At 42.4% G+C, this 12,139-nt stretch carries 10 protein-coding genes; 7 read left to right on the top strand and 3 right to left on the bottom strand.

All coding sequences use genetic code 11. The features are described from left to right. Nucleotides 1-297 precede the first annotated feature (297 nt). Nucleotides 298-993, bottom strand: a complete 696-nt coding sequence (locus G4P69_RS02140; protein ID WP_208346088.1) for a hypothetical protein — start codon at nt 991-993, stop codon at nt 298-300. 461 nt (nt 994-1,454) lie between these two features. On the opposite strand from G4P69_RS02140, the gene G4P69_RS02135 reads away from it, so the two are divergent. From G4P69_RS02135 to G4P69_RS02120, 4 genes are all read left to right on the top strand, one after another. Continuing rightward, a complete protein-coding gene (locus G4P69_RS02135) occupies nt 1,455-1,772 on the top strand; it encodes a hypothetical protein (protein WP_208346089.1) in 318 nt (105 codons plus the stop codon). A gap of 458 nt (nt 1,773-2,230) precedes the next feature. Then, the gene (locus G4P69_RS02130) at nt 2,231-2,545 is read left to right on the top strand and encodes a hypothetical protein (RefSeq protein WP_243902050.1); all 315 of its coding nucleotides are present in this window, start codon (nt 2,231-2,233) and stop codon (nt 2,543-2,545) included. A 180-nt stretch (nt 2,546-2,725) separates the two neighbouring features. Then, nucleotides 2,726-5,023, top strand: a complete 2,298-nt coding sequence (gene glgB, locus G4P69_RS02125) for a 1,4-alpha-glucan branching enzyme (protein ID WP_208338189.1) — start codon at nt 2,726-2,728, stop codon at nt 5,021-5,023. Nucleotides 5,024-5,142: 119 nt separating this feature from the next. Then, a complete protein-coding gene (locus G4P69_RS02120) occupies nt 5,143-5,973 on the top strand; it encodes a Uma2 family endonuclease (RefSeq protein WP_208338190.1) in 831 nt (276 codons plus the stop codon). On the opposite strand, the gene G4P69_RS02115 is transcribed toward G4P69_RS02120, so the two are convergent. Further along, complete coding sequence (locus G4P69_RS02115; protein ID WP_208338191.1) at nt 5,968-6,852, bottom strand: alpha/beta fold hydrolase; 885 nt, start codon at nt 6,850-6,852, stop codon at nt 5,968-5,970. The two genes, G4P69_RS02120 and G4P69_RS02115, sit on opposite strands and share 6 nt — an antisense overlap. 386 nt (nt 6,853-7,238) lie before the next feature. Between G4P69_RS02115 and G4P69_RS02110 the strand changes: the two genes are divergently transcribed. After that, on the top strand, nt 7,239-7,916 hold the full coding sequence (locus G4P69_RS02110; RefSeq protein WP_208338192.1) for a potassium channel family protein: 678 nt from the start codon (nt 7,239-7,241) through the stop codon (nt 7,914-7,916). 5 nt (nt 7,917-7,921) lie between these two features. Continuing rightward, complete coding sequence (locus G4P69_RS02105) at nt 7,922-8,527, top strand: DUF3124 domain-containing protein (RefSeq protein ID WP_208338193.1); 606 nt, start codon at nt 7,922-7,924, stop codon at nt 8,525-8,527. Nucleotides 8,528-8,690: 163 nt separating this feature from the next. Here G4P69_RS02105 and G4P69_RS02100 read toward each other — a convergent pair whose 3' ends face one another. Next, entirely contained in the window at nt 8,691-10,253 is a 1,563-nt protein-coding gene (locus tag G4P69_RS02100) for a cation:proton antiporter (RefSeq protein ID WP_208338194.1), read from the bottom strand. A gap of 385 nt (nt 10,254-10,638) precedes the next feature. Between G4P69_RS02100 and G4P69_RS02095 the strand changes: the two genes are divergently transcribed. Beyond that, nucleotides 10,639-12,126 (top strand): CIA30 family protein, encoded by a 1,488-nt coding sequence (locus tag G4P69_RS02095; protein ID WP_208338195.1) that lies wholly within the window; start codon nt 10,639-10,641, stop codon nt 12,124-12,126. Nucleotides 12,127-12,139 lie beyond the last annotated feature (13 nt).

Genomic DNA, 12,139 nt, shown 5'->3' with positions numbered 1-12,139 from the left:
TCTTTGTTGGGGAGATTGGGGTGTAACTGCTGGTATTTGTGTTTGCTTTTTGACACGGTCAGAAAGTTTACTTTGTGTCCGTCTCGAAATTTTCTCTTCTCGCTTAGAATCTCTAAATTTTCTTCTTCTGCTAGATGACTTCTGCATGAGTGCATGAGGATTAATCAATTATCAGTGAAAAGCATAGGGGATAGGGCATAGGGCATAGGGCATTGGTAACATACCCCATGCCCCATGCCCCATGCCCCATGCCCAAAAACTCCATCTCCTCATGGGTGTAGTTTTTCATAAATTTGACTAATATCCTAGTGGGTTGGCTGTTTCCTGTTGTGTTTGAGAATTTTGTGTTGTGTTAGGGAGTATTCGTTTAGACCCGACAGGTGCTGGGTTCAAGAAAATGGTTCCTTTAGGACTTGGCGATACCAGTCCTGCTACTGGTCGTTGGGCTTCTTGTGCCATTTTCTCTTTCAGAATCTCGTTGGTTGTCGCCAACTGCCGCTCATGGTGTTGCAAGTTTTGCAGCTTACGGTAAGCCTGACTCCAAAGTTGTTGCGAATAGACAGTCCAACCATAAATCACCAGTGTAACTGTCACTAAGAAAAACACTACTATTGAAGAATACCGATGTATAGAGTATAACTTTATTAACCATAAAGGCACTGATTCCGAGTTAGGCATAACAGGAATACTCGGCAATGCTTCCTCGGAGGAAATTTGGTTTGAGGGTAACACTGTCCTAGATGGTTTCCTCAAGTTGGTCTGTGTAGCTATTTTTCCTCTTCGATGTGGTAACTGCTCCATCTGTTGCTTGTGTGGAGCTAAAGGGGCACGAGGGTGATCTAGGGAGAGTTCACGCCGTGGTGAAGTTTCACGGATGGGGGATCTTACAAGTTTTCCAGATGAAGTGGTAGAGCGTCGGTTTCTACGGTTTCTAATTGCCGTTTGGAACCAACTCCCCGTTGCAGAAACATCTGATTTGCGAGCAAAAGCCATAATTTTGTATTGAATTTAAAATACTACTGTACTTCTGATATTTTCTTTTCGGTAGCTGCACTGTTCTTGCGTGGGTATTGCTTACAGACAATTTTGAGGGATGAACACTCAACTCAAACGAGCAAGAGTGCCCTAAACCACATCTATTTTGAGAACCATAGTTTTTTTATATAGGGGGAGGCGGAGATCTCCCTAAAGATAGTGGCAAGCTTTGCAGCTCGCACTAATCCGGGTTTCAAAATCGACAAGGTTTAAAAAGTCATATTTTTTGGTATGATAACCTGCTGAGCGGCTAAGCCGTACTATTTGATGAATAAAAAAACTATGTTGTGGGATAATATTAGGACTTTGCATATAAATATGTACTCTTTAAGATAAGATCATTTAAAAAAAAGCAATAAATAGGGTATCGTAGTCAACAGGCTAAAATTGATCTTGCCGCAATTGGTGAAAGAGGAGTTATGAAAACAAAAATTCTTGGTTTGGCTCTGATGCTAAGTTTGGCAGCAGTTCTCGGAGCTTGTGAGGGTGGTGGCGGCGACAACACAACACCTTCAGCTACGTCTAGTAGCTCTCCTGCTGCTGAACCGACTGATACTGGCGCTGCAACTCCTGGTGGAGCTTTGAGTACTCCCGGTGGCGCTTCGAGTACATCTTCTCCCGGTGGAGCTTTGAGTACTCCCGGTGGCGCTTCGAGTACATCTTCTCCCGGTGGCGCTGCGGGTACATCCACTCCTGACGCGACTCCAAAGGCTGCTGCTACTAAAAAACCGAAATAGATTGTAGTCTGACAACTAAAACAAGCTTGATAAGAGCGATCGTCATTACATTAGTTCAGTGATGAGCGCAGTCGACTACGGGAGCATCCCGACTTGAAAAAACATATGTAGTAGGAGCATCTTGCTCCATATATCTAACGCGGCCTTTCTGTCCCAGACTACAACTTAGAAATTTGGGATGCTCCCTTTAGTATGGAGTAGATGACCTTTTTTGAATTGTTTTGACTCAATTTTGAGAGTGTAAAAAAATTACCACGCTCCCTAGCAATTTCTATTGGCTATTTTCTTATAGTCTAATACTGATTAAAAAAATAACGTGACCTGGTAGTGAGAGATCATTTGGCCAGGTCTTTATTTTTTTTAGTGGGTTTGCATCACAACGCTGATTTTTCTATCCCTACGCCCTGTATGATTCAATTATGTGGTGAACTACTACCACTACCACCAGGACTATGGGGATGGGAATACGCAAAGCAGGTCTGTTAACCGTTGTTGCTGGCGTAACGTTGGCATTAACTAGCCGTTTGGGGGCGTCAGTAATAGCATTACCGCCACCAGAAGATACGCCTGAAGAAATATTACGGACAGAGATTATTACAGAAGGGCGATCGCCAATCGACGGTACGCCAGTCAACGCCGCTGAATACGCGGAATTACAAGCACAACTGCAAACACGTCCAACCCCGAAACTTGCTCCTGTGATCAGGCAGAATATTTTTCTGCTACGTCTGCGTAAGGCATTACGTGTGGTTTTTCCTTTTCTCAAATTCTAAAAAAGTAGTCCTCCATCAGGATGACTCGTAACGAGACGTCCTCAAGACTATATAATAGGCACGCATAATATCTGAATTTTTGGATAAATGTAAAGAAAATTATATATAAATATATATATATAAATATTAAAAAACCAGAATTACTTACCCACTTTATTCCACGTAGGTAGCTTCATGTCTATGACCACGACCGCTCCTGATCAGGTTAACCGCATCGTTTGGAATCAGCACCACGACCCCTTTGAAATCCTTGGTTCCCACCAAATAGAAGAGAATGGTAAAAGCGTTTGGGCTGTGCGAGCTTACCTACCAAATGCCAGTGCAGTCTCGGTAATCCTTCCTGAAGATCGGAAGGAATACCCGATGCAATCGGTGCATCATCCCCACTTTTTTGAATGTGAGATTGATACAAAAGAATTAGTAAACTACCAATTACGAATTAAAGAAGGAGAACACGAGCGAGTCATCTACGATCCCTACGCCTTCCGCTCTCCTTACCTCACCGACTTTGATTTGCACCTGTTTGCCGAAGGTAATCATCACCGGATCTACGAGAAACTAGGATCACACCCCACAGAAATAGATGGTGTCAAAGGTGTTTATTTTGCAGTTTGGGCACCTAATGCTCGTAATGTCTCAATCTTGGGAGATTTCAACGAATGGGATGGGCGTAAACACCAAATGCGTAAGGGTGCTACCGGAGTTTGGGAATTGTTTATTCCCGAAGTCAGTTTAGGAGAGCGTTATAAATACGAAATTAAAAACTTGGAAGGACATATTTATGAAAAATCTGATCCTTACGGTTTTCAGCAAGAACCTCGTCCAAAAACCGCATCCATTGTCACTGACTTAAATGCCTACACTTGGACTGATCAAGACTGGTTAGAAGCAAGGCGTAACAGTGATCCCCTCACTCAGCCGATCTCGGTTTACGAAGTACATATAGGATCTTGGTTACATGCATCTAGTGCGGAACCTGCTAAACTGCCTAATGGTGAAACTGAGCCTGTTGTTCCTGTATCAGAACTCAACCCAAATGCACGTTTCCTGACTTACCGAGAATTGGCAGAGCGATTGATCCCCTACGTCAAAGACTTAGGATACACCCATATTGAATTACTACCTATTGCGGAGCATCCCTTCGATGGTTCATGGGGTTATCAAGTTACTGGGTATTACGCTCCTACCTCACGCTATGGTAGCGCTGAAGATTTTATGTACTTCGTTGACCAATGCCATAAAAATGGTATTGGCGTAATTGTGGATTGGGTTCCGGGACACTTTCCTAAAGATGGTCATGGTTTAGCCTTCTTTGACGGTACTCACCTTTACGAACACGCTGATCCCCGTAAAGGAGAACACAAAGAATGGGGTACTCTCGTATTCAACTACTCACGTAACGAAGTCCGAAATTTCCTTGTAGCAAATGCCCTGTTCTGGTTTGATAAGTACCACATTGATGGCATTCGTGTTGATGCTGTAGCATCAATGCTTTACCTCGATTATTGCCGTAAAGATGGAGAATGGCTTCCTAACCAGTACGGCGGTAGAGAAAATTTGGAAGCAGCAGATTTCTTACGTCAGGCAAATCATACTATCTTCAGCTACTTCCCCGGTATTGTTTCAGTTGCTGAAGAATCCACTTCTTGGCCTATGGTATCTTGGCCTACTTACACAGGGGGATTGGGCTTTAACTTAAAATGGAACATGGGCTGGATGCATGATATGTTGGATTATTTCAGCATGGATCCGTGGTTCCGCCAGTTCCATCAAAACAACATCACGTTTAGCATGTGGTATCACCACAGCGAAAACTTTATGCTTGCTCTTTCTCATGATGAAGTCGTGCATGGTAAGAGCAATATTATTGGCAAAATGCCAGGAGATAGATGGCAGAAATTCGCTAACGTACGTTGTTTATTTGCCTATATGTTTACTCATCCAGGCAAAAAGACTATGTTCATGAGCATGGAGTTTGGTCAATGGAGTGAGTGGAATGTCTGGGCTGACTTAGAGTGGCAATTATTTGAGTTTGAGCCACACCAACAGCTAAAACAATTTTTCAAAGAGTTAAACCATCTCTACCGTTCTGAACCAGCTTTATATACCAATGATTTTGCTCAAGAAGGGTTTGAATGGATTGACTGTAGCGATAACCGTCATAGTGTAGTGTCGTTCATTCGTAGAGATAAGGATTCTGACAACTTTATTGTCGCTGTTTGTAACTTTACTCCCCAACCTCATTCTCACTACCGCATCGGTGTTCCAGAACCAGGGTTTTATACCGAGTTGTTTAACAGTGATGCTCGCCAGTATGGTGGTAGCAATATGGGCAATTTAGGTGGTAAATGGACGGATAATTGGTCTATGCACAATCGTTCTTACTCTCTAGATTTGTGTTTACCACCCTTGGGCGTGTTGATTCTCAAGCTGGATAAACAGAAGACAGCAGAAGTGGTTGGGAATGGAGAGCAATAATGACTAATTAGGGTGTAGGGAACACACACCCTACACCCTATTTTTTCCATCCCAACTTCTAACTGTGAAATTCAGTAAAATGGAAGTCAAAGAATTGGCTGTGCAATAACTTAAAAGTCATGCTAGAAACTGCTATAGCTGAATCATCGGATGTCATACTACCACCAACACAGGCAGAACTTCCCTATGATGATGGAGTACCGATGGAAAGCGAACGACATAAAGCCCAGATGGATCTGCTGATTGACGGGTTATCACCTTGGCTAGCAGAAAGAGCAGATGGCTTTGTTGGTGGTAATATGTTTGTTTACTTCAGCCTGGCACAGGTGAAAAACCAAGATTTTCGTGGACCAGACTTTTTTGCTGTATTGGAAGTTCCAAAGGGAGAACGTCGTAGTTGGGTTGTTTGGGAAGAGGGAAAAGCCCCAGATGTTGTGATTGAACTCCTCTCTAACAGCACTGCACAGCAAGATAAGAATGAGAAAAAGCTAATTTACCAAAATCAGTTACGGGTATCAGAGTATTTTTGGTTTGATCCTTTTAAACCAGATGATTGGGCTGGCTTCTTTCTCAAGCAAGGAATTTATCAACCCCTAAATTTTAATGAGCAAAATCAACTAGTAAGTCAATCATTAAACTTAGCATTGCAGCTTTGGCAGGGTACTTACAAAGGTATTGATGCTACTTGGTTACGTTGGGCTAGAATCAAAGGTGAATTGCTGCTAACTTATGAGGAACAGGAACGCTCACGAGCAGAACAAGAACGCTTGCGAGCAGAACAAGAACGCTCGCGAGCAGAGAAAGCAGAATTACAATTGGAACAAGTGCAGTTGCAGCTACAGCAAACAGCACGCAATTTACTTCAGGCTGGGATGGAAGTTATGGAAGTTGCGAGAATTACAGGATTATCTGTATCTCAAGTAGAGCAATTGCTGAGCGAAAACTTATAGATAACGCTTTAGTAAACCGATCATCACTTCTGGTACTTCTAGATGAGGTAGTACTCCTGCATCTGCGATCGCGTGAAAATCTCGAATTGCATTTGGATTCAAAGCAGCCAGATTTCGCCCTACATTTATACTGGTGAATTGCGCTTGTTCACCCCAAAATATAACAGTAGGAATTGTGAGTTGTTGAATATAGGGACTCAAATCAAAGTAAAGATCACCGCGTAAAAATGATAATGCGGCAAACTTAGCGTTCTCCTGTTGTGCTGAAGTTAAATAAGCCTGCACCATTTCTTGAGAAACTCGTTTTGGTTTAGCAAACAGAAATCTTTGCAAAAAGTTACGTACAGCGATTTCATTTTCTGCTCCAATTGCATAAATTAAATTGTCCAAAATAGGTGTATTAATAACTGGAAGTGGAAGTCTACGCCCAGCACTTTGCTTAAAATCATTAAACCCAGATGGACAAACTAGAAACAGTTCTTGGAACAAAAAAGGGTGTTGAACAGCAAGTTGAATAATCAACGCTGCTGTTAAAGAAGATGCTACCACTGTCACAGATGAGCGGCAAGTTTGTCTAATAAACTCTGTTAAAACTCTCAAATAATCGCTAATTTGGTAATCTCGTACTGGATGGGCTGATTCGCCCCAGCCAATTAAATCCGGAGCTAAAATGCGATGTGTGGTTGCAAAAGCTGGATATATTTTAGACCATTCGTAAGCAGATGCTCCACCGCCAAAGTTGTGAAGAAAGACTAGCTCTGGTAAATTAACAGTCTCAGGAATTAACCAAGGTAAAGTGGTCTGGGTATAGTAAACCATAAACCCCAGTGAAGTATTAACGACTTTTTGCCCAAAACCAGGAGGTTGAAATTGAAGCATAGGGGGGGGAGTTTCAGTGAACAGTTATCAGTTATCAGTTATCAATCGTCGGGAGCAGGGAGCGAGCTGTATTGGTTTTTCTGCAAATGGTTTGGGATTGCTATATACAACGCTTTCGAGGTGGGTGAAGTACATTAGTAGGGGCAAACGGCGTTTGCCCTTGGACTATCGGTGTACCTCATTTGTCTCAAAACTGCTATATATAAAATTGTGCTTGACGACAGGCGATCGTGAATTTCTGAATTTTTTTAAGTCAAGCTGCTATTAGAATCATTTTACTCGTACACCTTATTACCTGGAAGTATCTCCCAATCGGAGCAATGTTATAAGCAACGTATCTTGCTAAGTTGTAAAAGCAAGAATTTAAACATCATTCGGTAACAAGTATGTACGTGCTAATAGGTGGAGCTGGCTTAGTGGGGTTGAGTTTGGCACAAAGATTGGTAGAATTGGGGCACACTATCGCCGTTATTGACCGCGATCCAGTCGCTTGCCGTTATGCTCGTGAGCAAGTGGGAGTGATGGCTTTTGAAGGTAGCGCTGTGAGTACAGAAGTTTTGCTAGAAGCTGGGATTCGCAGGGCTGGCTCTGTCGCAGCTGTCCTTAGAAGTGATGCGTTGAATTTGGCAATGGTGACTCTAGCCAAACATTACGGTGTCTCCCATATTTTAGCAAGGATGCGCCATCGCGATTTTGCCGAACCACTACGTCTGGCAGGAGCCAACCAAATCGTCAGTACTATTGACTTAGCAGTTTCAATGATGGTGAATGCCATTGAGTATCCCCAAGTCGAATCGATCATGCATTTTGAGCAGGGACAGATTGAGGTTTTAAAACTTTCTATTCAAAACAATTGCTATGTTGTTGGTCATAGCCTTGCTGAAATTGCTCAGGATTCACGATTTCCCCTTGATTCTCTAATTATTGGCTATCAACCTCATCCTAATGAAGGTTTAGTGATTCCTAACGGGAGTACAGTGCTAGAACCCGGTTCAACAGTACTAATTGCAACAAAACCAGGTTCGTTACACCAAGTTATCGATTTTATTGAGGGCTGCCAATAATTCTTATGAAGCTAAATTTTTACATAGCAATTGCTGTTATGGGTCTTGTATCTCTTGCATCTTGTAAATCATCAGAAATAGCACAACAGTCAAAAACCAATACAACGCTGGCAATTCCATCTCCAAAAACGGTAACTTTGGATAAAAATTTTCAGATAGCAACGGGTCAAACTACTTATGTTCCTGTTTATTCCCATATCTATCATGATAATAAAAAGGCAATTTTTAATTTAGCGGTTACGCTCAGTATTCGTAATACAGATTTAACCAATCCTATTATCATTACTTCTATACGCTACTATGACTCAAATGGTAAATTAGTCAAGCAGTATTTAAAACAACCTATTCAACTCGATGCTCTAGCTTCTACAGATTTTTTTGTTGATCGAGATGACAAAAGCGGAGGTTTAGGCGCAAACTTTATTGTGGAGTGGGTAGCCCAAACAGAAATATCTGAGCCTATAGTACAGGCGGTGATGATCGGTACTGACTTTCAGCAAGGAATTTCTTGGATCAGTCCTGGTAAGGTCATCAAGAGTCAAAAGAGGGAGCAGGGAGCAGGGAGCAGGGGGGTCAGCCAGCCAGCGATTAAATCGCTTGTTGATAGCTAAAGTCCTCTCAAGAGGACTGATCAAGGATTTTAGTCCATTTCAATGGACTTAAGCTATTAGCCCGGAACTTCAGTTCTGGGCGGGATATCGGGCTGATTCAGTCCGGGTGCAAGACGTCAGGTAAGGGAATACCCGTAGATTAAAATCATGGGGTTTTGAAAAGCTATTCATCCTCAAGTTGGAGCAGTTGTTCATCAATAGTTTTTATGCGTTCTCGGACAATTTCTTCTGAAAGAATTCTCTTACGTATTCCCTCGTTTAGCGCTCCTTTTTCTGCAAGTAGTAGGCGGCGACGGAGCGCATCAAGTTTAACACGCTGGTGAAGCTCTCCACTTTTGGGATCAAACTCATCTGGGCGGCGATTATAGAGTTCTCGCAAAGCTCTTTCTGCCCCAGCTACTTGCACTTGGTAAACTGATCGCATCTCTTCATAAATGGCTTTGGGCAATACTCCTGACTTTAACAAGCTATCCAATTCATCCTGTGCTGCCTTAGCAGTCATCAACTGAGCTTGCAATTCTTCTGTCTGTCGACGAGATGCTGAAAAGTGAGACAATCGCAAACGCTTAACTAACCAAGGTAAACTGAGCCCTTGTCCTACTACTGACAGCAACACTCCACCAAACACTAAAGCAATCAACTGTTCTCTTCCCTTCAAAGTAGCTGGTAAACTGAGCGCTAACGCCATCGAAACAGAGCCTTTGATGTTACCAAGAAACAAGACGTGCTGCCAGCGCCATGGAATTGGACGTTCAAAACGACGCATCCCAGCTAAGAGCGGGTAGACAGAGAGAATGCGTCCCACTTGGTATGCAAGAACCGCTACCAGAACGGAGGGCAGAGTTTTCCAGAAAGTTATCAGATCAACTTCTATCCCGATGAGTAGAAAAATTACGCTATTAACGCTAAAGCTAGCGTATTCCCAAAAGCTTAACAGGGTCAATCGACTAGAAGCCGATACTCTTTCAGATAGCCCAAGTGTACCAACAACTAACCCCGCAACAACGACTGCTACCACACCGGATACGTGCATTAAATTCCCAATTTGATTGGCTCCTAATGCGACTGCCATTGTCAGTAAGATACTACTGAGCGAGTCATCTGTGCGCACAAACAAACCTGTACTTAAATAACCCAAGGCTAATCCCACAAGGGTACCACCGACAATCACCACAAACAGTTCTTGAAGCCCATCGAGAATTGTGAGTGATCCCGTTGCATAAACTTTCGTCAGTAGGCTAAATAAAACCAGAGAAGCGCCATCATTGAATAAGCTTTCTCCCTCCACAATGGTGGCAAGCTGGGCTGGTACAGATATTTCCTTGAACGCCGCCATGACGGAAACGGTATCAGTGATAGCCAAAATGACGCCAGTGAACAGCGCCGGAATCCAAGCGAGTCCCAGTCCCCATTTCAACAGCACTGCTGTCACACCAGAACAAATAACAACCCCAGGTCCAGCTAGCAGGGCAACTGATTTAATACTACTGCGTAGGCGGCTAAAATTAACATTGATAGCTGCATCGAACAGCAGAATCGGCAAGAATACATTTAAAATTAGAGAGTCATTTAGGCCAATCCGCCGTGGTAATAGTTCAGTGATTGCTAAACCAGCTAACACTAAGCCTGAGACATAAGAGACTCTGAGTTTACGACACAGTAATGCTACGCTGGTGGCAACGAGCAAGAGAATAATTATAACGGTAACTAATTGAGCAACATCCACTTAGGTTTTCACCAGTAACAGGAAAATCTGAGGCAGCTTGTTACCAATATCACGCTGTGGTATTTACTAGCTGTTAGTGAATACCTAGGACTTTATCAAAAAACTAATCGTAAACGTTTGTTACATTATAACAACTCTGCTTGGAAACGTTGTTTTCTGAAGAAAATACCTGAAATTTATCATTATAAAGGGCTTTGAGATGAAAGATGACAAAAATTTATAATGGAAATTCATGTCGTGCAATTAATTTTGTCACAGTATCCATCAATTAAGTAAATTTTTGTAAAATAAATAAGGGTTTGTAGTTGCGCTTTAGCGCACTAAAGCGCAACTACAAACCAATGATGATTTATTTCTAATTCCCTATTCCCTACCCCCGAACGCTATGACTGATAAAAATCGCTCTCAATGGGACTTAGGCAGATTCATCCAAACCTTGACATACTTTGAGGTTATCCCATTCCTCAGCTGCATACAAAGATTATTTCAAGGTGCTAAAGATAGTAAAGATAAACCTGATGGAGCAAAACAAGTGGGTGTAATATTGGTAGCAGGTGCGACGGGTGGTGTTGGTAAGCGGGTGGTACGGCGATTGGTAGAAGGCGGTTATAAAGTGCGATCGCTTGTACGAGATATTGACAGAGCCAGGTCAATCTTAGACGATAACACTGAATTAGTCGTAGCAGATATCACTAAGCCAGAAACTTTGACTCCATTGGTGATGGCGAATATCCAAGCTGTAGTGTGTTGCACCGCAGTTCGTGTACAACCTGTAGAGGGAGATACTCCACAACGAGAAAAATATTACCAAGGTGTGAAATTTTATCAGCCAGAAATCGTTGGTGATACACCAGAGAATGTAGAGTATCAAGGCGTTAAAAACCTGGTAACAGCAGCAGCAAAATATCTCCCTAAACCAGGAGAAAAACTATTATTTGATTTTACAAATCCGTCAACAGAATTAAAGAATAGCTGGGGTGCTGTTGATGACGTTGTTATGGGTGGGGTGAGTCAAAGTAGTATCCAGTTAGTAGACAACACAGCATTGTTTGCAGGGAATGTCTCAACCGCTAACTCAGGAGGATTTGCTTCTGTAAGAACTAAAAATTTCACTCCACCTTTCAATTTATCTGGTTATCAAGGTATAGAATTACGTGTCAAAGGCGACGGTAAACGCTATAAGTTTCTCTTACGTACAGAAACACAATGGGATAGTCTTGCTTACAGCTATTCTTTCGATACGGTAGCAAATACCTGGATAGATGTTCGTGTTCCTTTTACAGATTTAATTCCTGTATTCCGAGCAAAAACGGTGAAAGATTGTCCGCCAATTGATGCAAGTAAAATTGTTGCGTTGCAACTGATGTTGAGCAAGTTTGAATACGATGGCGGGTTAAATAACACATTTTCACCAGGGGGTTTTGCTTTACAGGTGGAATCGATTAAAGGTTATGGTGATGCGATCGCACCACAGTTTGTCCTAATTAGTTCAGCAGGTGTCACCCGTCCAGGACGCCCCGGAATCAATTTAGACGAAGAACCGCCAGCAGTCAGATTAAACGACCAACTAGGAGGAATTCTCACTTGGAAGTTGAGAGGAGAAGACAGTTTAAGGGAAAGTGAAATCCCTTATGTGATTATTAGACCATGTGCTTTGACTGAGGAAGCAGGAGGCAAAGAGTTAATTTTTGAGCAAGGCGACAATATCAGAGGAAAAATCAGTCGAGATGATGTTGCAGAACTTTGTATACAGGCGTTAGAGCAAACGAAAGTATACAATGTTACTTTTGAAGTGAAAGAGCAAGAAAATAGTGCTAGGTCTACCGAGTTGCAGAATCTCTTTACTCGTGTGCAAGCAGATGTGAAAAAATGACTTTTGACTTTTG

Source organism: Aetokthonos hydrillicola CCALA 1050 (assembly GCF_017591665.1).
Lineage (GTDB): Bacteria > Cyanobacteriota > Cyanobacteriia > Cyanobacteriales > Nostocaceae > Aetokthonos > Aetokthonos hydrillicola.
The sequence above is the reverse complement of the archived record's forward strand: the minus strand, read 5'-3'. Positions and strand labels throughout refer to the sequence as shown.

Coding starts and splice junctions, on each gene's coding strand:
- G4P69_RS02120 (WP_208338190.1), top strand. CDS start 5,143: ATGCTAGAAACTGCTATAGCTGAATCATCGGATGTCATACTACCACCA.
- G4P69_RS02095 (WP_208338195.1), top strand. CDS start 10,639: ATGACTGATAAAAATCGCTCTCAATGGGACTTAGGCAGATTCATCCAA.
- G4P69_RS02140 (WP_208346088.1), bottom strand. CDS start 993: ATGGCTTTTGCTCGCAAATCAGATGTTTCTGCAACGGGGAGTTGGTTC.
- G4P69_RS02115 (WP_208338191.1), bottom strand. CDS start 6,852: ATGCTTCAATTTCAACCTCCTGGTTTTGGGCAAAAAGTCGTTAATACT.
- G4P69_RS02135 (WP_208346089.1), top strand. CDS start 1,455: ATGAAAACAAAAATTCTTGGTTTGGCTCTGATGCTAAGTTTGGCAGCA.
- G4P69_RS02105 (WP_208338193.1), top strand. CDS start 7,922: ATGAAGCTAAATTTTTACATAGCAATTGCTGTTATGGGTCTTGTATCT.
- G4P69_RS02130 (WP_243902050.1), top strand. CDS start 2,231: ATGGGAATACGCAAAGCAGGTCTGTTAACCGTTGTTGCTGGCGTAACG.
- glgB (WP_208338189.1), top strand. CDS start 2,726: ATGACCACGACCGCTCCTGATCAGGTTAACCGCATCGTTTGGAATCAG.
- G4P69_RS02110 (WP_208338192.1), top strand. CDS start 7,239: ATGTACGTGCTAATAGGTGGAGCTGGCTTAGTGGGGTTGAGTTTGGCA.